The organism is Priestia sp. TRN 1309, assembly GCF_050846875.1.
Classification (GTDB): domain Bacteria; phylum Bacillota; class Bacilli; order Bacillales; family Bacillaceae_H; genus Priestia; species Priestia zanthoxyli.
The window spans coordinates 1,149,525-1,172,521 of sequence record NZ_JBOZGM010000001.1; the positions used below are offsets into that span (position 1 = coordinate 1,149,525).

General features: G+C 40.4%; 27 protein-coding genes. 17 read left to right on the forward strand and 10 right to left on the reverse strand.

The window, feature by feature from the left end:
• The first annotated feature begins 21 nt into the window (after nucleotides 1-21).
• From tkt to ACRPLQ_RS06320, 7 genes are all read left to right on the forward strand, one after another.
• Nucleotides 22-2,016, forward strand: coding sequence for a transketolase (gene tkt, locus ACRPLQ_RS06290; protein ID WP_432235805.1), 1,995 nt, complete (start codon nucleotides 22-24; stop codon nucleotides 2,014-2,016).
• Nucleotides 2,017-2,054: 38 nt separating this feature from the next.
• Complete coding sequence (gene gnd / locus ACRPLQ_RS06295) at nucleotides 2,055-2,948, forward strand: phosphogluconate dehydrogenase (NAD(+)-dependent, decarboxylating) (RefSeq protein WP_047750468.1); 894 nt, start codon at nucleotides 2,055-2,057, stop codon at nucleotides 2,946-2,948.
• 49 nt (nucleotides 2,949-2,997) lie between these two features.
• The gene (gene fsa, locus ACRPLQ_RS06300; RefSeq protein ID WP_013083988.1) at nucleotides 2,998-3,666 is read left to right on the forward strand and encodes a fructose-6-phosphate aldolase; all 669 of its coding nucleotides are present in this window, start codon (nucleotides 2,998-3,000) and stop codon (nucleotides 3,664-3,666) included.
• Nucleotides 3,667-3,744: 78 nt separating this feature from the next.
• On the forward strand, nucleotides 3,745-4,230 hold the full coding sequence (locus ACRPLQ_RS06305; protein ID WP_098627549.1) for a hypothetical protein: 486 nt from the start codon (nucleotides 3,745-3,747) through the stop codon (nucleotides 4,228-4,230).
• 332 nt (nucleotides 4,231-4,562) lie between these two features.
• On the forward strand, nucleotides 4,563-5,840 hold the full coding sequence (locus ACRPLQ_RS06310) for a glycosyltransferase (RefSeq protein WP_432235806.1): 1,278 nt from the start codon (nucleotides 4,563-4,565) through the stop codon (nucleotides 5,838-5,840).
• Nucleotides 5,841-5,863: 23 nt separating this feature from the next.
• Nucleotides 5,864-6,520 (forward strand): TetR/AcrR family transcriptional regulator, encoded by a 657-nt coding sequence (locus ACRPLQ_RS06315; RefSeq protein ID WP_432235807.1) that lies wholly within the window; start codon nucleotides 5,864-5,866, stop codon nucleotides 6,518-6,520.
• Between the two features lie 153 nt (nucleotides 6,521-6,673).
• Nucleotides 6,674-7,267 (forward strand): hypothetical protein, encoded by a 594-nt coding sequence (locus ACRPLQ_RS06320; RefSeq protein WP_033580502.1) that lies wholly within the window; start codon nucleotides 6,674-6,676, stop codon nucleotides 7,265-7,267.
• A 39-nt stretch (nucleotides 7,268-7,306) separates the two neighbouring features.
• Here ACRPLQ_RS06320 and ACRPLQ_RS06325 read toward each other — a convergent pair whose 3' ends face one another.
• The 6 genes from ACRPLQ_RS06325 to ACRPLQ_RS06350 form a co-directional block, all read right to left on the reverse strand.
• The gene (locus tag ACRPLQ_RS06325; RefSeq protein ID WP_028414497.1) at nucleotides 7,307-7,651 is read right to left on the reverse strand and encodes a DUF1516 family protein; all 345 of its coding nucleotides are present in this window, start codon (nucleotides 7,649-7,651) and stop codon (nucleotides 7,307-7,309) included.
• 163 nt (nucleotides 7,652-7,814) lie between these two features.
• A complete protein-coding gene (locus ACRPLQ_RS06330; protein ID WP_047750471.1) occupies nucleotides 7,815-8,237 on the reverse strand; it encodes a NucA/NucB deoxyribonuclease domain-containing protein in 423 nt (140 codons plus the stop codon).
• A 140-nt stretch (nucleotides 8,238-8,377) separates the two neighbouring features.
• A complete protein-coding gene (locus ACRPLQ_RS06335; protein ID WP_099000378.1) occupies nucleotides 8,378-8,842 on the reverse strand; it encodes a FixH family protein in 465 nt (154 codons plus the stop codon).
• A gap of 29 nt (nucleotides 8,843-8,871) precedes the next feature.
• Complete coding sequence (locus ACRPLQ_RS06340; RefSeq protein WP_432235808.1) at nucleotides 8,872-10,251, reverse strand: PepSY-associated TM helix domain-containing protein; 1,380 nt, start codon at nucleotides 10,249-10,251, stop codon at nucleotides 8,872-8,874.
• Between the two features lie 134 nt (nucleotides 10,252-10,385).
• Entirely contained in the window at nucleotides 10,386-11,027 is a 642-nt protein-coding gene (locus tag ACRPLQ_RS06345) for a response regulator (RefSeq protein ID WP_033580507.1), read from the reverse strand.
• Nucleotides 11,028-11,849 carry a sensor histidine kinase gene (locus tag ACRPLQ_RS06350; protein ID WP_432235809.1) on the reverse strand — a complete coding sequence of 274 codons (822 nt, stop codon included), beginning with the start codon at nucleotides 11,847-11,849 and terminating at the stop codon, nucleotides 11,028-11,030. It abuts the gene before it with no gap.
• Between the two features lie 202 nt (nucleotides 11,850-12,051).
• Here ACRPLQ_RS06350 and ACRPLQ_RS06355 point away from each other — a divergent pair, with 202 nt between their 5' ends.
• The 3 genes from ACRPLQ_RS06355 to ACRPLQ_RS06365 all read left to right on the forward strand — a co-directional run bounded on the left by ACRPLQ_RS06355 (nucleotide 12,052) and on the right by ACRPLQ_RS06365 (nucleotide 13,835).
• On the forward strand, nucleotides 12,052-12,885 hold the full coding sequence (locus tag ACRPLQ_RS06355; RefSeq protein WP_432235810.1) for an AraC family ligand binding domain-containing protein: 834 nt from the start codon (nucleotides 12,052-12,054) through the stop codon (nucleotides 12,883-12,885).
• A 27-nt stretch (nucleotides 12,886-12,912) separates the two neighbouring features.
• Entirely contained in the window at nucleotides 12,913-13,542 is a 630-nt protein-coding gene (locus ACRPLQ_RS06360) for a LysE family translocator (protein ID WP_028414490.1), read from the forward strand.
• Between the two features lie 158 nt (nucleotides 13,543-13,700).
• A complete protein-coding gene (locus tag ACRPLQ_RS06365) occupies nucleotides 13,701-13,835 on the forward strand; it encodes a hypothetical protein (protein WP_260503752.1) in 135 nt (44 codons plus the stop codon).
• Nucleotides 13,836-13,922: 87 nt separating this feature from the next.
• Here ACRPLQ_RS06365 and ACRPLQ_RS06370 read toward each other — a convergent pair whose 3' ends face one another.
• Nucleotides 13,923-14,285 (reverse strand): hypothetical protein, encoded by a 363-nt coding sequence (locus tag ACRPLQ_RS06370; protein WP_033580509.1) that lies wholly within the window; start codon nucleotides 14,283-14,285, stop codon nucleotides 13,923-13,925.
• Between the two features lie 203 nt (nucleotides 14,286-14,488).
• Between ACRPLQ_RS06370 and ACRPLQ_RS06375 the strand changes: the two genes are divergently transcribed.
• Genes ACRPLQ_RS06375 through cotJC form a run of 3 tightly spaced genes read left to right on the forward strand, consistent with a single transcriptional unit; the run spans nucleotide 14,489 to nucleotide 15,585 of the window.
• Complete coding sequence (locus ACRPLQ_RS06375; protein ID WP_033580510.1) at nucleotides 14,489-14,737, forward strand: spore coat associated protein CotJA; 249 nt, start codon at nucleotides 14,489-14,491, stop codon at nucleotides 14,735-14,737.
• A complete protein-coding gene (locus ACRPLQ_RS06380) occupies nucleotides 14,734-14,994 on the forward strand; it encodes a spore coat protein CotJB (protein WP_025751042.1) in 261 nt (86 codons plus the stop codon). The genes ACRPLQ_RS06375 and ACRPLQ_RS06380 overlap by 4 nt, the downstream gene beginning before the upstream one ends.
• Nucleotides 14,995-15,015: 21 nt before the next feature.
• Entirely contained in the window at nucleotides 15,016-15,585 is a 570-nt protein-coding gene (gene cotJC / locus ACRPLQ_RS06385; RefSeq protein WP_025751043.1) for a spore coat protein CotJC, read from the forward strand.
• Between the two features lie 69 nt (nucleotides 15,586-15,654).
• Here the strand turns inward: cotJC and ACRPLQ_RS06390 are convergent, their stop codons facing one another.
• On the reverse strand, nucleotides 15,655-16,023 hold the full coding sequence (locus tag ACRPLQ_RS06390; protein ID WP_165636482.1) for a nuclear transport factor 2 family protein: 369 nt from the start codon (nucleotides 16,021-16,023) through the stop codon (nucleotides 15,655-15,657).
• Nucleotides 16,024-16,326: 303 nt separating this feature from the next.
• Here ACRPLQ_RS06390 and ACRPLQ_RS06395 point away from each other — a divergent pair, with 303 nt between their 5' ends.
• Both ACRPLQ_RS06395 and ACRPLQ_RS06400 read left to right on the forward strand, forming a co-directional pair.
• Nucleotides 16,327-16,905 (forward strand): TetR/AcrR family transcriptional regulator, encoded by a 579-nt coding sequence (locus tag ACRPLQ_RS06395; protein ID WP_028414486.1) that lies wholly within the window; start codon nucleotides 16,327-16,329, stop codon nucleotides 16,903-16,905.
• A gap of 26 nt (nucleotides 16,906-16,931) precedes the next feature.
• Nucleotides 16,932-20,081 carry a bifunctional cytochrome P450/NADPH--P450 reductase gene (locus ACRPLQ_RS06400; RefSeq protein WP_432235811.1) on the forward strand — a complete coding sequence of 1,050 codons (3,150 nt, stop codon included), beginning with the start codon at nucleotides 16,932-16,934 and terminating at the stop codon, nucleotides 20,079-20,081.
• Nucleotides 20,082-20,224: 143 nt separating this feature from the next.
• Here the strand turns inward: ACRPLQ_RS06400 and ACRPLQ_RS06405 are convergent, their stop codons facing one another.
• Nucleotides 20,225-21,184 carry a helix-turn-helix transcriptional regulator gene (locus ACRPLQ_RS06405; protein ID WP_432235812.1) on the reverse strand — a complete coding sequence of 320 codons (960 nt, stop codon included), beginning with the start codon at nucleotides 21,182-21,184 and terminating at the stop codon, nucleotides 20,225-20,227.
• Nucleotides 21,185-21,274: 90 nt separating this feature from the next.
• Here ACRPLQ_RS06405 and ACRPLQ_RS06410 point away from each other — a divergent pair, with 90 nt between their 5' ends.
• Entirely contained in the window at nucleotides 21,275-21,793 is a 519-nt protein-coding gene (locus tag ACRPLQ_RS06410; protein WP_328141299.1) for a dihydrofolate reductase family protein, read from the forward strand.
• An 89-nt stretch (nucleotides 21,794-21,882) separates the two neighbouring features.
• A complete protein-coding gene (locus ACRPLQ_RS06415) occupies nucleotides 21,883-22,323 on the forward strand; it encodes a cell wall hydrolase (protein WP_013083968.1) in 441 nt (146 codons plus the stop codon).
• Between the two features lie 141 nt (nucleotides 22,324-22,464).
• Here the strand turns inward: ACRPLQ_RS06415 and ACRPLQ_RS06420 are convergent, their stop codons facing one another.
• The gene (locus tag ACRPLQ_RS06420) at nucleotides 22,465-22,989 is read right to left on the reverse strand and encodes a hypothetical protein (RefSeq protein WP_028414482.1); all 525 of its coding nucleotides are present in this window, start codon (nucleotides 22,987-22,989) and stop codon (nucleotides 22,465-22,467) included.
• Between the last annotated feature and the right edge of the window lie 8 nt (nucleotides 22,990-22,997).

Here is a 22,997-nt window from a genome sequence, read left to right on the forward strand (position 1 = left end):
AAATTGAAAGAAGGATGACACATGAGTACCAACATAGATACACTCGCAGTTAATACGATTCGCACCCTGTCAATTGACGCGGTGAACGCAGCTAATTCAGGACACCCTGGACTTCCGATGGGAGCGGCTCCGATGACCTATGCGCTATGGGCGAATCACTTACAGCATAATCCGGCAAATTCAAGCTGGTTTAACCGAGATCGTTTTATCTTATCAGCCGGTCATGGCTCAAGCTTGCTGTATAGCATGCTGCATCTAAGCGGATACAATGTATCAGTAGAAGATTTAAAAAGCTTCCGCAAGCTAAATAGTAAAACACCGGGTCATCCTGAATTTGGCCATACGGACGGCGTAGAAGCAACAACAGGTCCTTTAGGTCAAGGAATTGCAAATGCAGTCGGAATGGCAATGGCAGAAGCTCATTTAGCGGCAAAATTTAATAAACCAAATTTCTCTGTTATTGATCACTATACGTATACGTTAGTAGGCGATGGTGACTTAATGGAAGGCATTTCTTATGAAGCGATGTCAATGGCTGGCCATATGAAGCTTGGTAAACTTATTGCTTTATATGACTCCAACGATATTTCGTTAGACGGGGAATTAAATCTTTCATTTAGCGAAAATATCCAAAAAAGAGCGGAATCTGCGAACTGGCAGTATTTACGTGTAGAAGATGGAAATGACGTGGATGAAATCACAAGCGCCATCGAAAAAGCGAAACAGCACACGGAACAGCCAACGCTCATTGAAGTGAGAACAATTATTGGCTACGGAAGTCCAAAAGTAGCGGGAACAAATAAAGCACACGGCAATCCGCTTGGAGAAGAAGAAGCAAAAGCAACAAAACAAGCCTACGGCTGGAAAACGGAAGAAAACTTCTATGTTCCAGAAGAAGTAAAAGCTCATTTTGAAAAGCTAGAAGAAAAAGGGATGAAAGCAGAAGCAGAGTGGAACGAACTGTTTGCTTCTTACCAAAAAGAATACGCTATGCTGGCTGATGAATTAGAACGTGCCATCACGGGCGAAGCGTTAATTGAAGTGAATGATATTTTAACATTCTCATCGGAAAAAGCGATTTCGACGCGTGTTGCAAGCGGAGAAGCGATTAATTATTTCACTAAATCTGTGCCATCTATTTTTGGAGGCAGCGCTGATTTATCGCATTCCACGATGACGGACATTAAAGAAGAAGGCCCTTACGCACCCGGATATTTCGGTAATCGAAATATTTATTTCGGCGTACGTGAACATGCAATGGGAGCGGCCGGTAATGGAATGGCCCTTCACGGCGGTGTGAAGCCGTTTGTGAGCACATTCTTTGTTTTTAATGATTACTTGCGTCCAGCGATTCGTTTAGCTGCACTGCAAAAGCTGCCGGTCACATATGTGTTTACTCATGATTCCATAGCAGTAGGAGAAGATGGACCAACTCATGAGCCGGTTGAACATTTAGCTTCTCTTCGTGCAATTCCAGGGCTTACCGTTATCCGTCCGTCTGATGCAAACGAAACAGCAAGCGCTTGGGCTTATGCGCTTCAGCAAGCGGAAGGTCCTATAGCCTTAGTACTTAGCCGTCAAAACTTGCCTGTATTTGAAGAAACAAAACAAAATATCAACGACCTAGCTAAAGGTGCTTACGTATTAACCGAAACAAACGATAAGCCGGAGATGATTTTCATCGCCACAGGTTCTGAAGTAGCACTAGCGGTCAGTGCAAAAGCTCAGCTAGAACGTGAAGGTACATCCGTACGAGTTGTAGCGATGCCTAGCTGGGAGCTGTTTAACAAGCAGTCAAAAGAGTATCAAGAACGCGTCTTGCCTGAATCTGTTTCAAAACGAATCTCTCTAGAAATGGGAATTTCACTTGGCTGGGAACGCTTTGTAGGGCCAAAAGGAAAAGTTTTAGCAGTTGACACATTTGGTGCTTCAGGAACCGGAGCTGATGTGATGAAGCTGTTTGGATTTACAGAAGAAAACGTAGTGGCACAGGCAAATGAATTACTAAAGGCTTAAACAAGAAGATAAAAAGATAAATAGAAGGAGCGGTTCACATGAAAGTAGGATTAGTTGGTTTAGGGAAAATGGGGATTAACTTAGGACAAAACTTACTGGATCAGCGTCATGACGTTGTAGCATTTGACGTAAATTCAAACGCAGTTGAACAAATGAAAGGGTACGGTGCTTCAGGAGTATCAAGCTTACAGGAGCTTGTTCAGTCACTCGAAACACCAAGAGTTGTATGGCTGATGGTTCCTCATACGGTTGTTGATTCTGTTATTAGTGAAGTGACGCCTCTTTTAGCTGAAGGAGATATCGTTATTGAAGCCGGAAACTCTCATTACAAAGAGTCTATTCGACGCTATAACGAGTTAAAAGAAAACAAAATCCACTTTATGGACGTTGGCACATCTGGCGGAATGGAAGGCGCTCGTAACGGAGCTTGCTATATGATTGGCGGAGATCGTGAAGCGTGGGAAATTGTTGAACCTATCTTCCGCGATACAGCAGTAGAAAACGGATATCTATATGCTGGAGAGGCAGGGAGCGGCCACTTTTTAAAAATGGTTCATAACGGCATTGAATACGGCATGATGGCAGCAATCGGAGAAGGATTTGAAGTTCTTGAAAAAAGCCAGTTCGACTATGATTACGAAAAAGTGGCGAGAGTATGGAATAACGGGTCAGTTATTCGTTCATGGCTCATGGAATTAACGGAAAATGCATTCTCTAAAGATGCTAAGCTAGATGACATCAAAGGAGTTATGAACTCTTCTGGTGAAGGGAAGTGGACGGTCGAAACGGCTCTAGACCTTCAAACAGCTACGCCGGTTATTGCGATGTCTTTACTGATGCGCTATCGCTCGCTTGAAGATGATACCTTTACAGGAAAGGTAGTTTCCGCGCTTCGAAACGAGTTTGGCGGTCATGCTGTGGAAAAGAAATAACAAGTGAAATAGTGGGTATAGTAAAAAAAACTAATGGAGGAATGAAAAAATGAAATTTTTTATTGATACTGCAAACCTTGACGATATTAAAAAAGCATACAAATTGGGCGTTTTATCTGGTGTTACAACGAACCCTTCTCTTGTTGCCAAAGAAGGCGTAAAGTTTGAAGATCGTATTGAAGAAATTTTAAAAACCGTTCCAGAAGTAGAATCCGTTTCAGCAGAAGTGACGCCGGATGCCGAAACAGCAGAAGACATGATTGCGCAAGCAGAAGAATTAATCAAAATTAACGGCGGAGATCAAAACATTACGATTAAGCTTCCGATGACACTCGCTGGACTAGAAGCGACTCGCTACCTTGCTAAAAAAGGTGTAAAAACAAACGTAACGCTTATTTTCACTGTAAACCAAGCTCTTTTAGCAGCCCGTGCAGGTGCAACGTATGTATCTCCATTCCTTGGTCGCCTTGATGATATTTCAGAAGACGGCGTACAGCTTGTGGCTAAAATTGCCGAGTTGTTCCGCATTCAAAATATCGATTCTCAAATCATTGCGGCTTCTGTAAGACATCCGGACCACGTTACACGCGTAGCCCTTGCCGGCGCTCATATTGCAACTATTCCGTATTCAGTAATTGAGCAGCTTGTTAAACATCCTTTAACCGAACAAGGAATTGAAAAGTTTGCGGCTGATTGGAAAAACGCTGTTCAAAACTAAGTAAAAGATAAAGAACGTGCGCATTCTAGAAAAAGAATGCACGCGTTCTCTCATAATATCCCTAAAGAGGTAAACATCATGAATACAGTAGACGCTAAAATTATTAAAACCCAATACGGTTCAGAAGTTTATGTAGACGATGCAGAGCATATTAACTTTAAAAGCCTTCATGCGCCGAAAGTTAACCAGCCGCTCTATCGCATTGAATTTGAAATCGGGTACTTTTTATTAAAAGAACACAGATATTACGAATACGAAAAAAACTATTTTTGGCTTGCAGTAAGCGAAGATTTTAGTAAGCTAATTATTCAAGAACCTGATATGGAAAGTTTATTTGGAGCTAAAAGCGAAGACGAAAGAACGGCAACAAAAGCGCTTTTAAGTCAGTGGCTCATTCATACCGAGGCTTATAAAAAGCAATTAAACCAGCATATTAATGACTGCAAAAAAAGTAATGAAACAAATGAGGGCATAACGGCTATTTTAGAAAAGTTGCTGCATATTTCAGCAGAAGACATTGAACAAGCCCCAATAGAGAAATTAGCTGCTTCACGAGCAGTTTAACTTAAAAAAGTAGGTAGGCATTCATAGCTGCAATAGAAAAAGATGCTTCGTTTAAAACACGAAGCATCTTTTTTCATTCTTTATAAAGAGAGAATTTATCTTTAGAATACTCTTTCAGGAGGCGCTTTCTCAATGATTAAAGACATCTATGTTGCGTTTTTGGACTTAAGACAAGCAAATTCAACTATGTAACTTTACGAAAAGAGCCTTAGAAAAAGAAAGGACAGCAATAAAAATGACAATATTGTCGTTTTTATTGACGAATTAATCGGGGAAGGGTACATTATATTAAAACGACATAGTTGTCGTTTTAATATAAGGAGGCTGAAATGATGCTTATTACGATGTTAACAACAGGAACTCGAGGAGACACCCAGCCTTTTATGGCTTTAGGATTAGAGCTAAAAAAGAAAGGATACCGTGTACGAATTGCCGCTTCAGAAGCTTACCAAAACTTCATAGAATCGTACGGGTTTGAATATGCCATGCTTCGAGGAGATGTTTCTAAAATTATAGAGAGCGGAGCAGCAGACGACGCAATTAATGCAGACAATCCTCTCAAATTTTTTTCAAGCTTAAAAAATGAAAAGATGATGGGTATGATGATTAATATACAAGAAGATTTGCACAAAGCATGCAAAGGAGCCGATGCAATTGTATATCATCCAGGTGCGGCAATTGGTTACTTTGCTGCTAAAGAGATGAATATACCAAGTATCTTAGCCAGCCCTTTTCCAATGACACCAACAAAAGACTATCCAGCTTTAATTTTTTATGATCGACCACGATTTGGGAAAATATACAATAAGCTGACGCATCGCATTTTTGAATGGGGATTTTGGAAAGTAGTAAGTGGTCCTTTAAAAAAATATTGGGTTCAGCAGTATGGAGAAGGACCTGAAGATTTTTTATGTCCGTACCCAAAGCAGCGTACAGCAGCTAACCCAACTATTATTTCATCAAGCCCCGCCGTATTTTCCGTATCTAAAGATTGGCCTGAACACGTTCATTCCTACGGAAATTGGTTTATGGACAGTGACCATAGCTATCAGCCGGAAGAGAAGCTGGAAAGATTTTTAAAGAATGGAGAACCGCCGGTTTATATTGGATTTGGAAGTATTGGGGATAAAAAAAACGCAGACGAAACGACTGCTTTAGTGATTAAAGCCTTAAAACTTGCCGGGAAACGAGGTATCATCAATATAGGAGGAAGTGGAATGAATCACACGAGGGAGATAACAGAAGACATTTTATTTGTAAAAGATATCCCTCATGAGTGGCTGTTTCCTAAAATGTCTGCCGTTGTTCATCATGGAGGAGCGGGAACAACAGCCGAAGACCTTCGAGCTGGCGTTCCAAGTGTTATTATTCCTTATGGAAATGACCAATTCGCTTGGGGAAGAAAAATTTATGAGCTGGGAGCTGGAGCAAAAGCCATTCCGAGAAAAGAATTGACGGCTGAAAAATTATCCGCAGCTATTTCCTATACGCAAGTTAATGAAATTCAATCCAAAGCACAAGAAATCGGAAAGCAAATCCGAGCTGAAAAAGGAGCCGAAAAAGCAACTCAGGTAATTATTAATACACTCGAGAGATTCAGGAATAAATAAAAAAGTAAGAGAGCGTGAAAAAAATGCCAAAAGTAAGGGAAGGATACGCTGAAAAAAAGAAGCAAGAGATTTTAGAAGCCGCCAGAAGAGTATGCAAGAGCAAACCGGTGCATGATGTAGCCATGCGAGATATCGTTCTGGAATCTGGAATGAGTCAAGGAGGCGTATACAAATATTTTTCAAACCTTGATGAAGTATTTGTCGGACTTCTTAATCAAGAAAGTGTCAGCTATAAAGTAAAAGATAAAATTGAAGCCCTGCTTCAGACCAAGAAAGACTCCTTTGAAATGCTGCATGATTTCATTATGTATATTGGAGAGCATATCCAAGAATCAATGACAGCAGGAGGAGAAATTTACTTTGAACTAGTAGCGTTGTATTCAAAAGACCCTCAGCGTTTTATGAAAATTGAAGATCAGCTAGTTGAAGTATCAAACCTTAAATATATTCAAAAAAAGCTTCACGACTTTATTACGGAACAAATAGAAGTAAAGAATTTCTCTCCGTCTGTACCAGCAGATGACCTGCTAGCTTTTATGGCTACAGCGATCAACGGAATTACGCAAAATCCAGCGCTGGTCTACAACGTAGATGGACAGAAACAAGCTGCAGAGGAGACAAACGTAGAGCGTCATATAAACACGCTGTCAATAGCTGTCCGAAAGCTGTTAGGAGAATAAATACAGTTGCAACCTTAAAAATTCCTCTTAGTATTGCCAGCAGTGTTAGGTATGTTTAGAAAAATGGTGTGTCACTTCTCCGTCTCGCTTTGAATAGTTTTGCAAAAATTAAGCATAATACGATTGCAAACTATATTTAAGGAGATGGAAAAAATGAAAAAAGGACTTATCATTGCTTCTTCGGTTCTTTTCCTTTCAGGCCTAACTGCGTGCGGAGGAAATAAAGACAACAACGCAATGGACAATACTCAAAATGACTTACGCAACACTTCTACAAACGACGGAGTTGATAACAATATCCCAATGGATAATACTGATCAGCCGACCAAGTCAGTTGAAGCAGCGCAAAATGTAGAAGATATGAAGGAAGTTGATGATGCATATGTGCTTCGTGATAATAACAACGCCTATGTAACAGTAGACCTAGCTGGAAATGACGCAGCGGACAACAACGATAACGGCAAGGTGAACACCGTAACGTATAACGGCGATACTTATCATGAAGTTTCAACTGATTTTGAGCAAAAAATTGCGGACCGTGTGAGAGAAGCAGATAGTAAAATTGACAAAGTATACGTGGCGTTTGTCAACACGGGTTTAGACAATATGAATAACAACAATAACGTACCTGGTGTAGATAAAAATGACAACATCTATAAAGATGATGAAAAAGACAACAACCGTGATCCGGAAGATATTGTAGAAGATCCAAAAGATATGATGGATCGTAACAACAAAGATCAATAACATAAAAAGGCCTCTGAATCACCAGAGGCCTTTGGTTCATTAACTAAGTTCAAGTAAAGAAATAAAAATCGGAAGAACACAGCAAGAAACGGCTGAAATAAAATCAAGCTCGTTCTGTTTTTTTGCAGAAAGCGTGAACTCCATCAAAATAATTGTCAGGATACTCATGAAAAGCGTTGCATAAAAAAGAAAATCGCGCTGACTTTCCACTAAAAACAACACCGCATTTAAAATCAAAATAACGGCATAAAGAAACTTAAGCAGCACGTGAAGCTGCATGCTGAATTTATTCTCTTGTTTGTAGCGCAAGATATAGACAAAAAAGAAAATAAATAAAGTTAATTGCCATGAGGCAGGAAGTAACTGCTGCCATAGATTGTCCAAGAAACTCATTCCTCCTATAAAACGATGATGCATATATGTATAACATACATTTTTATTTTAAAAGTGAAGAGTATCTTTAGGCAAGAACAATTCTTCCTTTTTTATTCTTTTTCTTATACAGGCTCTCAACATAAAAAAAGAACGGTCGCAATGACCATTCTTTTTACTTCACTTCAATTAAAACCTTCGTACCGTCTGGAAACTCATCTACTTGATGTGAAATCCAAGACCCGGCGCCTCGGTTGTCTGAAGGCTTTACATATTCAATATCTGCGCCGCTTCCGCCTTCTTCACAAAAGGCCATCGGAAACTCATCTCGGTCATAGCCGCTTTTAGTCGCAATGCCTTTTAAAGACTCACGGCGGTTTTCTTCAGCACCGTCTCGATCGATTGTACAAACAGCCGATTTTCCTTTATCGATTGCATGTTGAATGTGCGCTGCAGTTTCAGGGTAACGATCAGCAGGGAAGGTAATGACTTCATCGTAGGAGGGATTCGTTGAAGAGTTCTGCTCTAACGGATTTCCTTCAATCATAACAATAACGGCTATTACTAAAATTAAAATACCAGAAACAATTTTTTTCAACCTGTAAAACTCCTTTATAAAACGTTTATCACTCTTATTGTAAAGTAATAAGAAAAAAATGTAAAAACATATAATGGAACTAGCTAGAATTCATAAGACAAACATAAGCTCACGTTCAGCTGCTGAACGTGAGCTTATGTCTAATGATGAGAGTGGTGATGATGCGTTTCGTTTTCAGCTGGCTGTAGTGAACGTAACTCTTCTTTTGATAATTTGCCTACTGCGACTTGCTGAGTAGGAAGGATGTGCTCACCGCGAGCATTAATATCGGTTTTAATATAGTAAATACCATCCTCTTTAAAGGCTGCTTTTGCTTTATACATACTGCCGTCATAATGTGCCTTTATTGTTTCAACTTTACCGGGAGCATCTTTTTTCCACACGTTAAACTGAACGCTTTTGGCGTCATCCACCGTTTTATTTTCTTGCATCACATGGACTTCTAACACCTGTGTGCTCTGTGGCTCTATATTTTCAGGAAGCATCACATGCGCCGACAGAGGCTTTTGCTGCTTGTAGAGCTGGTCTGCGTCACTGTTTACGGAGCACGCGGAAAGCACAAGCGTACTGAGTATGACTAGTCCGGACATTTTCCATTTATTCATTGTTACTGCACCTCACATCGTTTCATCAATCATGCGTTTAAAAATCGCTTCAATGCTGGAATTCGTTTGATAACAAAGAAATCTAAAAGCCACACGATAACTAAGGACAGTCCGACTAAAGGAAAGAGGATACCAAACACGACGATTATACACGTCACGATTCGCATTGCACTTCCTTCAGGAACTTTAGGAGCCCCCATGTTTTTAGCTGGTTTTCTCTTCCACCACAGTAAGGATCCGCTGATAGCGATACCAGCAATTCCGATACAAATAATAAGGCCCATAAGCTGATTGATAAATCCAAACTGTGTGCCTTTATGAAGCGTAATACCAAGCGCAATCAATTTGCCCATAAATCCATAGTTGTCGTACCGATAATCGGCTAACACAGCTCCGGTATATTGATCAAGGTGAATGGTTGCTTCATCTTGAGCTCTTGGTGAAAAAACAGAGAGCGTATACACACCTTGAGCGTCTTGCGGAATAGAAATGGTGTAGCCGTCGTGCATATGCTGTTCTTTTGCAATCGTGACAATGTCATCAAGCGATACTTTTGTATATTGCGAAGCTGTGGAGCTTGGCACTTCTAACGTTTCAGCTCCCCAAGGCACGTCCGCAACATCTTTTGTTTGCACGGTTGAAGTAGGAGCACTGCCTACCCAAATAGACGGAGGGTACCCAACACCTGCGTTTGTGGCGACTTGCTGAAACGCATTGCCCCACAGTCCTGACCACGGAAGTCCTGTTAGTATGAGAAAAAGCATCCCCGCTGAAATCCAAAAGGCCGGTACTGCATGAAGGTCACGTATCAGTACGTTTTTACCTTTTGAAAAACGAGGAATCAGCACGCCTTTTATTTTGTCTTTTTTGCGCGGCCACCATAAAAAAGCGCCGGTTACAATTAAGACAATTGCCCAGCAGGCCGCAAGTTCTACGATACGATCACCTGCTGTTCCCGCCATCAGCTCTCCGTGAAATTCTTCAATTTGATTCATCAAGCGACTGGAATCATCTACTTTTCCTATGATGTGACCATTGTGAGGGTTAACAAACATCGTATATGTATGGTCTTTTAATGAAATTCCTACTTCTGACGAACGAGTAGAGAGATCACTGGGCTTATACGTCAACACATCAGCGTCTGGATACTTTTCCTTTACAGCCTGTACTTGTGCTGAAGGGGATACGGACTGTGACTGAGCTTGTACATGATAGAAGTCGTGATACAGTTTTTCTTCAATTTGAGGCTTGAATAAATACATCCCGCCCGTAACAGCTAATATAAGAAGAAACGGAGTAAACATTAAACCCGCATAAAAATGCCAGCGCCATATGGCTTTGTATAGACCTTGAGAACGCGCCGTGCTTTTTTTCGTTGTACTCGCTGATTCTTCGCGCTTTTCCTGCATCGTTTTTTCCTCCTTTTTACTAACTAACGTGCTTTTATTATAGAAGGAAAGGGAGAATTAGCCATCACCCCTGAGAGTGATTGTTGGGACTTATGAGAGAAAGGTGCTGATAAAAAAACAGCTCGTAAAAGCTGTTAGTTCATTAAGCCATTTTGAAACGCATAGCTTGTCAGCTGCACGCGGTTTTCTAAATGAAGCTTGCTTAAAATATTTTTCAAATGGCTTTTTACCGTGTGTTCAGAAATAAATAACTGCGCCGAGATATCGCGGTTTGACAGTCCTTTAGCCACTAATTGAAGCACTTCAAGCTCCCGTGCAGACAGGGGAGTGTCTGGCTTTGTAATCGATGTTTCCTGCGGAAACTCTTTTAAAATTTGAAACGCAATTTCTTTTGACATAGGAACTTCATCTAAAGCGAACGCACGCAAATAGTCGTACCACACTTCAGACTGCAGGTTTTTTAACAAATAGCCCTGGGCTCCTTTTTTCAACGCATCAAACAAATCCGTAATATCGTCTGAAACCGTGATGACCACAATTTTAACATACGGAAACTGAAGCTTAATTTGTTTTGTCGCTTCTAATCCATTCATCACGGGCATTTTAATATCCATTAGCACAATGTCAGGCATTAATTTTTCGGTTAGTTCGATTGCTTCCTGCCCGTTGGTTCCTTCGCCAACAATCATAAAATCTTCATATTCTTCTAAAATATCACGAATGCCTTCTCTTGCGTGAGCGTGATCATCTACAATCAAAATACGAAACGGCTGCATTTACGTAACCTCCTTTTTAATACTAACAATGGTCTGGTTCTGTTTTCGTTGAATGGAAAAGTCCCAGTTCATATCTTTAGCACGATCTTTCATAATTTGCAGACCAAGACCAGCCTTAAGAGATTCAGAGGTGAAACCTATACCGAAATCTGTAATTTCACAAATCCATCCGCCGGCCGTTTCACCGGCTGTAATCCAGATTTTATTTGTTTTTGCATGTTTAATGACGTTCATAGCAGCTTCTTTCACACAGGCAAACAGCTCATTTTTTTCTTTTCTCGAAAGCGTTGTTTCTGACAGTCTCCAATCTAAATTGACATCTAGTAAATGAGTATGTGTTAAATCATCGACGTATTGATGAATGCTTTCAGTCCAGCTTTCTGAAGAGTCTGAAGGAGAGTGCTTTAAATTTGTAATCGCTTGGCGCGTATCGTTATGAACATGCTGCAGAGTTTGCTTCATTCGGATAAAATCAGGATCCTGCTCTAAGTTATTTTTTCTTCCGAACTTGTTCATTTTAACAGATAGGAGAAACAGTGACTGCGCAATGCCGTCATGCAGTTCACGAGCTAATTTTTCACGCTCAATAAGCGCAGCTTTCTTTTCTTTTTCTTGCCTTAGTTCCTCTTGCATTTTTTCTAAAATAGAAAATAAATAGCGGACAAAGACAAGCGTTACAAAAAAGACAAGCAGCGGAGAAAGAACATTTCCCATGTCCATTGAGATGTAAGGGAGCAAAAAGGCATGGCGAACATACTCCCAAAGTGCGATGGTCAGAGTTGGAAGAAGCAAAATCAGCCATTTAATTTGTCTATATTTCACGGTATCCCTTCTTTCATCCATAAAATGTGTCTATATTTTATCATTTGAGCGGAAAATTACTAGAGGAAAGAATAGAAATCACTCTTAGGGGTGAGTGGATAAAGTTAATAAAGAAAATCTTATCTGCAATATCATACAAGAAAAATTCTCGAGTCAATGGTATGGTTAAAAAGCTTAGTATGTGACAAGGAGTGATTTATTAATGGCAAAAGAAATTCGGACAGCGCACGTTGACGCTGATTTACATATTGAAGCTTACCGTTTTAAAGGAATTATGCAAAAGTTTCCTGCTCATTTTCACGAGTATTATGTGATTGGATTTATTGAAGAAGGTCAGCGTCATTTAATCTGCCAAGGCAAAGAATACATCATTAATCCAGGCGATTTGCTGCTGTTTAATCCGTATGATGTCCATAGCTGTGAACAAATAGACGGCAAAACGCTTGATTATCGCTGTATTAACGTAACGCCAGACGCGATGAAAAAAGCTGTTTTTGACATTAACGGCAGTGAAAGTCTTCCGCGTTTTAACAGCAATGTGGTACAAAGAAGTGAGGCTGTCTCTAGTTTAAAAGAGCTTCATTTACAAATTTTAAATGGTGAACGGGAGTTTAAGAAAGAAGAGTTATTTTTATATTTGCTAGAAGAGCTCATGCAGGATCATTCAAATCTTTCTTTTCTTTCATCAGCCGTTGACACGTCTGATGAAATCAAAACAATCTGCAGCTATTTGGAAGACAACTATACAAACAAGATCACGCTGGATGAATTAAGTCAGCTAATTGGATGGAGTAAATACCGGCTGCTGCGCTCTTTTACAAAGCAAAAAGGAATCTCTCCATACAGCTACTTAGAAACAGTTCGAATCAATCAGGCTAAAAAGCTTCTAGAACAGGGACAAAAACCGATTGACGTCTCCTTTTTAACTGGATTCAGTGATCAAAGTCATTTGACTCGATTTTTTAAAAGTCAGGTGGGGCTAACGCCAAAACAATACATGAAAATCTTTGAAAGTGAAAAGAAAACAGAATGCTAGTAATAGCTTAAAAAGGAGAGAAGAGCTGTGGATCATTTAGCTGCTTATATGCTGATGGCGCTGGTTATGTCAATGATACCTGGTGCTGATACGATTCTTATCATGAAAAATACGCTTCATCACGGAGCAAAAGCAGGACGTTTTACCATACTCGGCATGGCTACAGGCCTCACGTTTTGGACGTTAATTGCTGTGCTTGGCTTGTCTGTTGCTATCGCGCAGTCGGTGTATCTGTTCAACACCATTAAATATATAGGTGCCGCGTATTTATTTTACTTAGGTATCAGGGTATTTCTGACAAAAAATACGCTCTCATTGGAGCACATTTCAGAAGAAGAAAAAGCTGTTAAGCCTTCATCTAATCACGCCTATAAAGAATCATACATACAGGGAGCTCTTAGTAATTTTCTTAACCCTAAAACGGTATTGGTTTATATTACATTCATGCCACAGTTTATCAACTTGGATGCTCACACGAATCAGCAGCTGCTTATGCTTGGTTTTATTCTTACACTCATAGCGGTAGGTTGGTTTTTAATCTTAGTGTATGTAGTAGATTACGTGAAAAAATGGCTTAAAAAACCGATGTTTCAAAAAGTTTTTCAGAGATGCAGCGGAGTGCTGCTGATTGGTTTTGGAATAAGAACAATCGTGTAATAGTAGCTAGTAAGCAAAAAAGAGGCTGGGGTAAAAATATGTTAGTTGAAGGAAGATCCGAATGAGTTTGATTCTTGATGGAGAATCAAACTCGTTCGGATTTTTTTATTAGTATGGTGAACATAGCCTTCATATATTTATTCAGTTATTTCTAGCTGTTGATTGGAGGGCAAGGCGAAGACTCCTGCGGGAAAAGCGGAACAGGTGAGACCCCGCAGAAGCGCAAGCGACGAGGAGGCTCACCGGCCGCCCGCGGAAAGCGAAGCCATGCACGGAAATCAACAGCAGTGTAACAAGCCACCGATACTAGTTCATGTATTCAATTTTATCGTCTTTAAATTGTATTGATTTATTTATATCTCAATCTCTTTTCTTAACGTTTAAAAACACGTAAACGAAACAATTTGTCGTGTATCGACACCGAAAATGGTCCAAAAACGTCCGTTCCATCTAAATCCTGCAACCGATCGCGGTCCTACAAAAATAGGGAAATACCAGAAGCTAGAGCCGTTTCTAAGCCATATGAACGTATTGCGGAATAGACAAAGAGAAATGGCTCCCGGGTCAACAGCAAATGGAGTTGCCGTTTGCTGAGCTGGAATAAATGCCGGCGGAGGGGAAGTTGGAGCTTGCTGCGGGTCAGGTGTAGGTAAACCGCCTGGTGGTCTAGGTGGACCGGGCGGGAGTTGAGGTCCAGGAAATCGTGCTGGGTAAAAATAAAAATCCATGTAATTAATGTCCATTTTTTAAGCACCTCTATTTTCTTAATCACTATTTTATAAAGTATGAGAAAGCTGCCTAAAGGGATTGGGCAACTATAGCTTTTTTTACATAGGTCTTTTTTATGAAGAAAAGTTTGGTTCTTAAGTCGGGAATGAATTCCTTCATGAACTCGATAAAAACTGAATAGGATAAAACAGAGTGTGTTTTTAGAGGAGGACTTTTCATGGATAATAATCCAAAAAAGATGTTTACACCGGTTAAGACCTATCAACCTTTCCACAGTATCTATGATCCGTGCCGGCCGATAGGAGTTAAATATTATTCTACGCCGCCTCAATTATACATGGGATTTCAGCCCGCGAATCTGCAGCAGTTTTCACCGAAAGAAGCGCTAAAAAAAGGAACGCTGTGGCCGGCTTTTTGGGACTACTATGAAAATCCATACAAAGATAAGAAGAGGGATGAAGAATGAAAAAACTACCTCCGGAGTACTATCAGGATTTAGAAGAAATACAGGCGATTGATTTTGCACTTGTAGAATTAACGCTGTATTTAGATACCCATCCAAATGACCAGCAGGCTATGCAGCAGTTTAACGAATACGCGCAGCAGGCTATGCAGTTAAAAAGAAACTTTGAAACAAAGTACGGGCCGCTCCAGCAGTATGGAAACAGCTATACCGACGGGAAGTGGAGCTGGGGAACAAGCCCTTGGCCATGGCAAATATAAGCAGATAAAGGCGGGAACTATATGTGGGTGTATGAAAAGAAATTGCAGTATCCAGTTAAAGTAAGTACGTGTAATCCAACGCTTGCCAAATATTTAATGGAACAGTACGGGGGAGCGGACGGAGAGCTTGCAGCTGCACTTCGTTATTTGAATCAGCGCTATACCATTCCCGATAAAGTTGTTGGACTGCTAAACGATATCGGGACAGAAGAGTTTGCTCATCTTGAAATGATTGCGACGATGATTTATAAGCTAACAAAAGATGCAACGCCGGAGCAGCTGAAGGCAGCTGGATTGACAGAACACTATGTAAACCATGATAGTGCACTTTATTACAATAATGCTGCTGGCGTTCCGTTTACAGCTACGTATATACAGGCAAAAGGAGATCCGATTGCAGATCTTTATGAAGACATAGCGGCAGAAGAAAAAGCAAGAGCTACATATCAATGGTTAATTGATATATCAGATGATCCAGATTTAAACGACAGCTTACGATTTTTACGAGAAAGAGAGATTGTTCATTCACAGCGTTTCCGTGAGGCCGTGGAGATTTTAAAAGATGACAGAGACAGGAAGAAAATCTTTTAACTAGCAAAAAACATCCCTCTTTGCGAATGCAAATGAAAGAAGGGATGTTTTTTATTATGGCAGCGTTGATTATGCGCTAGAACTGCAGTGACAAGAAACAACCTTTAATGTTCCTTCAACATCTTTCCAAATTCGCGTATAGCAGTATTCGCCTCCAATAGATTCACCAGTTGCCAGCGACCCATTTACCGCTACTTTTGTAACGGTAACGGCAAGTTCTTGAAACAGTTTAATTTCTTGTTCCAACACTTCGATGCCCGCTATATCAAGACTTTTTGAACGATGAGCATTTATATCTTGCTCTTTTGACAACCATTGCCCAAAGTGATTCACAAAAATAAGCTCATCTGAAAGTAATTCTTCTAATAACTCTACGTTATTAGAAAGCATGGCTGAGCGAAGCATTTCTTCGTATTCTATCACTCTTGCTTGGTTCATTTTTAATCCTCCTTTACGCCTTGTGTAACTCTTTTCTATTTCCACCTTACTTTTCCTTTAAACTTCTTCCTTTAATAGATTGTGTTAAATTATGTTAATAAAGGGGATAAGTGGACTAATTTTCTGTAAGCATAAAATATTCTGAAAGACTCCATTATTTACCTTTAAATGGTATAAAATTAGAGTGAAAGAACCTTTTCTTTCCACTTGTTTAGTTATCTTTTTACTATTAAGAAGCAGTTTTTTATACTTGTAATTGTAGCGGAATGAACGTTCATTCCGTTTTTGGAAAGAGGTGATAAAGTGGAATCTACTCCAACAAAACAAAAAGCGATTTTTTCTGCTTCGCTTCTGCTGTTTGCAGAAAGAGGATTTGATGCAACCACGATGCCAATGATTGCAGAAAATGCCAAAGTAGGAGCAGGAACAATTTATCGCTACTTTAAAAATAAAGAAAGCCTTGTAAACGAACTGTTTCAGCAGCATGTAAACGAGTTTTTACAGTGTATTGAAAGCGGCCTGGCTAACGAAAGAGAAGGATATCGAGATGGATTTCATCATATCTTTGAAGGTATGGTGACATTCACTAAAAATCATCCTCGTGCGCTTGGCTTTATTAAAACTCATAGTCAAGGAGCTTTTTTAACAGAAGAGAGTCGCTTAGCCTATCAAAAGCTGGTGGAATTTGTTTGCACGTTCTTCAGAGAAGGACAAAAGCAAGGCATTATTAGAAACCTTCCTGAAAATGCGCTCATTGCTATTTTATTTGGAAGCTTTATGGAAGTATATGAAATGATTGAAAATGACTATTTATCTTTAACTGATGAACTTCTTGCCGGCGTAGAAGAGAGTCTGTGGGCAGCACTTAGCAGACAATCATGAAACTTAACAAGTGAAAGAGGGATAACATGACAATTAAAGAAATGCCTCAGCCAAAAACATTTGGAGAGCTTAAAAACTTACCGTTATTAAACACAGATAAACCGATTCAAACGCTGATGAAAATTGCAGATGAATTAGGGGAAATCTTTAAATTTGAAGCGCCTGGACGTGTGACGCGCTACTTATCCAGTCAGCGTCTAATTAAAGAAGCATGCGATGAATCCCGCTTTGATAAAAACTTAAGTCAAGCGCTTAAATTTGTGCGTGATTTTGCAGGAGACGGTTTATTTACAAGCTGGACGCACGAAAAAAACTGGAAAAAAGCGCATAATATCTTACTTCCAAGCTTCAGTCAGCAAGCGATGAAAGGCTATCACGCGATGATGGTCGATATCGCCGTGCAGCTTATTCAAAAGTGGGAGCGTCTAAATGCAGATGAGCATATTGAAGTACCGGAAGATATGACGCGCTTAACGCTTGATACAATCGGTCTTTGCGGCTTTAATTACCGCTTTAACAGCTTTTATCGCGATCAGCCGCACCCGTTTATTACAAGTATGGTTCGTGCACTGGACGAAGCGATGAACAAGCTGCAGCGAGCAAATCCGGATGACCCTGCCTACGATGAAAATAAGCGTCAGTTTCAAGAAGATATTAAGGTAATGAACGATTTAGTAGATAAAATTATCGCAGATCGCAAGGCAAGCGGTGAACAAAGCGATGATTTATTAACGCATATGCTAAACGGAAAAGACCCAGAAACAGGTGAGCCGCTTGATGATGAAAATATTCGCTATCAAATTATTACGTTCTTAATTGCGGGACACGAAACAACAAGTGGTCTTTTATCATTTGCGCTGTATTTCTTAGTGAAAAATCCACATGTATTACAAAAAGCAGCAGCAGAAGCAGCACGAGTTTTAGTAGATCCTGTTCCAAGCTATAAACAAGTGAAACAGCTTAAATACGTCGGCATGGTCTTAAACGAAGCGCTGCGTTTATGGCCGACAGCTCCTGCATTTTCTCTATATGCAAAAGAGGATACGGTGCTTGGAGGAGAATATCCGTTAGAAAAAGGTGATGAACTGATGGTTCTGATTCCTCAGCTTCACCGTGATAAAACGATTTGGGGAGACGATGTGGAAGAGTTCCGCCCAGAGCGTTTTGAAAATCCAAGCGCGATTCCGCAACATGCGTTTAAACCGTTTGGAAACGGTCAGCGTGCGTGTATCGGTCAGCAGTTCGCTCTTCATGAAGCAACGCTTGTACTTGGTATGATGCTAAAACATTTTGATTTTGAAGATCATACAAACTACGAGATGGATATTAAAGAAACTTTAACGTTAAAACCTGAAGGCTTTGTTGTAAAAGCAAAATCAAAAAAAATTCCGCTTGGTGGCATTCCTTCACCTAGCACGGAACAGCCTGCTAAAAAAGCACGCAAAAAGGTAGAGAACGCTCATAATACGCCGCTGCTTGTGTTATACGGTTCAAATATGGGAACAGCTGAAGGAACGGCGAGGGATTTAGCAGATATTGCGATGAGCAAAGGATTCGCACCTCAGGTTGCAACGCTGGATTCCCATGCAGGAAATCTTCCGCGTGAAGGAGCTGTTTTAATTGTAACGGCTTCTTATAACGGACATCCGCCTGATAACGCAAAGCAGTTTGTCGACTGGTTAGACCAAGCGTCTGCTGATGAAGTCAAAGGCGTTCGCTACTCCGTATTTGGATGCGGCGATAAAAACTGGGCTACTACGTATCAAAAGGTGCCTGCTTTTATCGATGAAACGCTTGCAGCTAAAGGGGCAGAAAACATAGCTGAACGCGGCGAAGCAGATGCAAGCGACGACTTTGAAGGCACATACGAAGAATGGCGTGAACATATGTGGAGTGACGTAGCAGCTTACTTTAACCTCGACATAGAAAACAGTGAAGATAATAAATCTACGCTTTCACTTCAATTTGTCGACAGCGCTGCGGACATGCCGCTTGCGAAAATGCACGGTGCTTTTTCGGCGAACGTTGTAGCAAGCAAAGAACTACAAAAACCAGGCAGTGAACGAAGCACGCGTCATCTTGAAATTGAGCTTCCAAAAGAAGTTTCTTATCAAGAAGGAGATCATTTAGGTATTATTCCTCGCAACTATGAAGGAATAGTAAATCGTGTAACGACAAGGTTCGGTCTAGATGCATCACAGCAAATCCGTTTGGAAGCTGAAGAAGAAAAATTAGCGCATTTGCCACTCGGTAAAACCGTATCAGTAGAAGAGCTTCTGCAATATGTGGAGCTTCAAGATCCTGTTACGCGCACACAGCTTCGCGCAATGGCTGCTAAAACGGTCTGCCCGCCGCATAAAGTGGAGCTTGAAGCCTTGCTTGAAAAGCAAGCGTATAAAGAAAAGGTGCTGGCAAAACGCTTAACAATGCTTGAACTGCTTGAAAAATATCCGGCGTGTGAAATGGAATTCAGCGAATTTATCGCTCTTCTTCCAAGCATGCGTCCGCGCTATTACTCCATTTCTTCATCACCTCGTGTCGATGAAAAACAAGCAAGCATCACGGTTAGCGTCGTCTCAGGAGAGGCGTGGAGCGGATATGGAGAATATAAAGGAATTGCGTCGAACTATCTTGCTGAGCTGCAAGAAGGAGATACAATTACGTGCTTTGTTTCCACACCGCAGTCAGGCTTTACGCTGCCAAAAGATCCTGAAACACCGATTATCATGGTCGGACCAGGAACAGGCGTCGCGCCGTTTAGAGGCTTTGTGCAGGCTCGCAAGCAGTTAAAAGAACAAGGACAGTCGCTTGGAGAAGCGCATTTATACTTTGGCTGCCGTTCACCTCATGAAGACTATCTGTATCAAGAAGAGCTTGAAAACGCACAAAATGAAGATGTCATTACGCTTCATACCGCTTTTTCACGCGTACCAAATCAGCCGAAAACATACGTTCAGCACGTTATGGAACAAGACGGCACGAAATTGATTGAACTTCTTGATCAAGGAGCGCACTTCTATATTTGCGGAGACGGAAGCCAAATGGCACCTGACGTTGAAGCAACGCTTATTAAAAGCTATGCTGATGTTCATGAAGTAAGTGAAGCAGATGCTCGCTTATGGCTGCAGCAGCTAGAAGAAAAGGGCCGATACGCAAAAGACGTGTGGGCTGGGTAAATAAAAAATAACCTCCGCTATTTAGCGGAGGTTATTTTTATAGCGAGAGTGAGACATAGCTAAACCCATATCATCTAAAGCCGAACAAATTTGACAGAAATATTAACCAATGATTTCGCTTAATATTTCTGTTTCACCTTCAACTAAAATACTTTTGTCCCAACCTCATTTTTATAGCGCCTTAGCGTTTCTTCTGCGTGACAGCAGATCTTTTCAATTAGCTCCTGAGGTTCTTCAATTAAAGCATGAGCACCTAAGGTATAGAAAAAAGAAGCCATGTAGCTTAATTCATTTCCATCAGTTATCGTACCGATATAGCCGCACCCGTCTTCCGTTACCTTCACGTGATTTTCAAGCCACGGAACGCCTTTACACTGACGAACGCCTTCGTGCGTCAAGGTTACTTTTAACGAAATCGGCTGTGAGTTTACTGGTTCTGTTTCAAGCCATTCTTTTAACGTAAGAGACATCTTTTCGTCTTTTTCTAAAACTTTTAACGAGTGAATACGATCTGCTCGAAACAATAAAACTTTTTGCTTATCGCAGGAATAAGCGGGGCAGTACCACAAGCCGTTATGAGCATAAATGCCAAGGGGTTTGACTTCTTTTCTTGTTTGACCCGTCTTTGAATCATAAAGAAATTCAATATATTTTCCTGTAAGGCTTGCTTCTAGCAGCTCTTTTAAATAAGGAGTGTCTAAGTTTCTTTTAGGATTCCAAAACGCAATATGAGCACTTATTTTATCTACTTTTTTCTTCGTTTCTTCAGACAGGTACACATAAAATTTTTGAAGAGCCGCATGAATTTCTGCATCAAACGGAAGGTCATGATAATACTGCAGAGCTTGATAAGCAAAAAAGATCGAAATAGCTTCTTCTTCCGTAAACAAGATAGGAGGGAGAATACGGTTTTTTAACACTCTGTAACCACCGCTCCGTCCTTTTTCACTGTAAAGAGGCAGTCCTAATTCACTTAAGTCCAGCAAATAGCGCTGAACGGTCCGTACAGAAAGGCCAAATTCCTCCGCTAGTTCTTTTGCCGTAAACGTTCTTTTTGTATTAATAAACATAAGCATATCAACAAGCCGTCTAGACTTAGCCATTTATTTTCACCTTTTTCTTTTAATATGACAAAAAGTGTCGTATTAAGATGATATCATACAGAAACAGTAAAGTTGAAAGGAGAAAAGGGAATGAAGAAAAAAATCGTCGTATATATTGCCGCAAGCTTAGACGGGTATATCGCAAGAGAAAACGGAGAGATTGACTGGCTAGAAAGTGTAGAAGGAGAGGGAGACAACGGCTACGAAGCGTTTTATCAAACGTGTGATGCGGTCGTTATGGGAAAGGCTACGTACGATCACGTGCTGAAGCTCACACCCGAGTTTCCGTATCTCGATAAAAAGTGCTACGTGTTTAGCCGCTCAGCTCAAGGAAAAGATCAGTATGTGGAGTTTATAAACGAAAGCGTGGCGTCATTTTTCCACAACCTCAATCAAGATACGAAAAAAATATGGCTGGTGGGAGGTGCTGATATTCTCGCTGATTTCTTAAAAGCAAACAGGGTGGATGAATTTATTATATCGGTTATTCCCGTTTTGCTTGGAGCTGGTATTCCATTGTTTAAGCCAGGAATTCCAGAAATGAACTTCAAGCTCACTAATATGAAGCAGTACGGACAAATTGCTCAGCTGTATTACAAAAGAGGATAAGCCTTTTGCGGAGCATTCAATTCCTGTTATTTTAGGGACAGTGACATCAAGACCGGCTTTTTTTCATAGTATATTTTTGGGGTGAAAAAATGCCAAGAGTAAATTATCGAGATTCAGACGTTGCTTTAATGGCAAGGATGATGAGAGCAGAAGCTGAAGGCGAAGGAAAACAAGGCATGCTGTATGTTGGAAATGTCATTGTAAATCGCCTTAAAGCAAACTGTTTAGATTTCAAGAATTTAAGATCCGTTCCGCAAGTTATTTATCAGGTGCAGGGAGGCAACTATTCGTTCGAGGCTGTTCAAAAAGGAAATGTATTTTATCAACGAGCAAGAGGTGTTGAAAAAAGGTTAGCCAAAAAGAATTTGGATTATTGGAGAGAACACCCGGGGAAATATGCACTGTGGTACTTTAATCCATCCGCTCCATGCCCTCCAACATGGTACGGTCAACCCGCTTCTGGTCAATACAAAAATCATTGCTACTATGAGCCAAAGCCTGGAACATGCGCTAGCGTTTATAACGGGTAGATAGCTTAGAAGATATGCTGCGCTTTGAAAGTCTGGCCTCAAATCCAAACCGTTAGCTGCAGGTGACAAGGTAATTCTTCTTCATATAATAAGAGAAAGCCCTCTTTTCATAAAGAGGGCTTTTGCTAATTGGTGCATGTCTCATTTAGCTTCAAATTTTATGTTTTTACCAGCTGCAAATTCGGATTGATCCTTCGCTTTTGTATCTTTTACCACCCAGGACGTCTTTACCTTAGCTGCTGCTAAAATATCTTTGATTTGCTTATCGGTTAAGCCTTTCGTATAAAGGACAAATTCCCTTGTATAGATGTTTTTGTTTTCTTGCTCTTCATCTGCACCGCTGCCAAACCAATATCTTGTTTGCTGATCGTCTTTCATGTTATTAAAAGCTTCTTTATAGTTAGGTAGCTTAACTTGAATATCCGACAGGTAGTTCGTACCGCGTAAAGTAAGAGTCATATGTACTTTGTGAAAATCTTTTTTAGAAGGGCCTGTTAACCCTGATGTTCCAACTTCACTAAATTCTTTTTTCGTCAGCGGTTTAACTGTAGTAGAAACAGAAACTTTTGGATCTGAATTATTTGTCACAACGTCTTCGGTACTGCAGGCACTTAAAATGAACAGCGTTAAAAGAGCATAAATTGCTCCCATCACTTTTTTCTTCATGCTCGTTC

Coding starts and splice junctions, on each gene's coding strand:
- cotJC (WP_025751043.1), top strand. CDS start 15,016: ATGTGGGTGTATGAAAAGAAATTGCAGTATCCAGTTAAAGTAAGTACG.
- ACRPLQ_RS06420 (WP_028414482.1), bottom strand. CDS start 22,989: ATGAAGAAAAAAGTGATGGGAGCAATTTATGCTCTTTTAACGCTGTTC.
- ACRPLQ_RS06340 (WP_432235808.1), bottom strand. CDS start 10,251: ATGCAGGAAAAGCGCGAAGAATCAGCGAGTACAACGAAAAAAAGCACG.
- gnd (WP_047750468.1), top strand. CDS start 2,055: ATGAAAGTAGGATTAGTTGGTTTAGGGAAAATGGGGATTAACTTAGGA.
- ACRPLQ_RS06335 (WP_099000378.1), bottom strand. CDS start 8,842: ATGAATAAATGGAAAATGTCCGGACTAGTCATACTCAGTACGCTTGTG.
- ACRPLQ_RS06305 (WP_098627549.1), top strand. CDS start 3,745: ATGAATACAGTAGACGCTAAAATTATTAAAACCCAATACGGTTCAGAA.
- ACRPLQ_RS06345 (WP_033580507.1), bottom strand. CDS start 11,027: ATGCAGCCGTTTCGTATTTTGATTGTAGATGATCACGCTCACGCAAGA.
- ACRPLQ_RS06320 (WP_033580502.1), top strand. CDS start 6,674: ATGAAAAAAGGACTTATCATTGCTTCTTCGGTTCTTTTCCTTTCAGGC.
- ACRPLQ_RS06355 (WP_432235810.1), top strand. CDS start 12,052: ATGGCAAAAGAAATTCGGACAGCGCACGTTGACGCTGATTTACATATT.
- ACRPLQ_RS06410 (WP_328141299.1), top strand. CDS start 21,275: ATGAAGAAAAAAATCGTCGTATATATTGCCGCAAGCTTAGACGGGTAT.
- tkt (WP_432235805.1), top strand. CDS start 22: ATGAGTACCAACATAGATACACTCGCAGTTAATACGATTCGCACCCTG.
- ACRPLQ_RS06370 (WP_033580509.1), bottom strand. CDS start 14,285: ATGGACATTAATTACATGGATTTTTATTTTTACCCAGCACGATTTCCT.
- ACRPLQ_RS06315 (WP_432235807.1), top strand. CDS start 5,864: ATGCCAAAAGTAAGGGAAGGATACGCTGAAAAAAAGAAGCAAGAGATT.
- fsa (WP_013083988.1), top strand. CDS start 2,998: ATGAAATTTTTTATTGATACTGCAAACCTTGACGATATTAAAAAAGCA.
- ACRPLQ_RS06405 (WP_432235812.1), bottom strand. CDS start 21,184: ATGGCTAAGTCTAGACGGCTTGTTGATATGCTTATGTTTATTAATACA.
- ACRPLQ_RS06390 (WP_165636482.1), bottom strand. CDS start 16,023: ATGAACCAAGCAAGAGTGATAGAATACGAAGAAATGCTTCGCTCAGCC.
- ACRPLQ_RS06380 (WP_025751042.1), top strand. CDS start 14,734: ATGAAAAAACTACCTCCGGAGTACTATCAGGATTTAGAAGAAATACAG.
- ACRPLQ_RS06375 (WP_033580510.1), top strand. CDS start 14,489: ATGGATAATAATCCAAAAAAGATGTTTACACCGGTTAAGACCTATCAA.
- ACRPLQ_RS06400 (WP_432235811.1), top strand. CDS start 16,932: ATGACAATTAAAGAAATGCCTCAGCCAAAAACATTTGGAGAGCTTAAA.
- ACRPLQ_RS06310 (WP_432235806.1), top strand. CDS start 4,563: ATGCTTATTACGATGTTAACAACAGGAACTCGAGGAGACACCCAGCCT.
- ACRPLQ_RS06415 (WP_013083968.1), top strand. CDS start 21,883: ATGCCAAGAGTAAATTATCGAGATTCAGACGTTGCTTTAATGGCAAGG.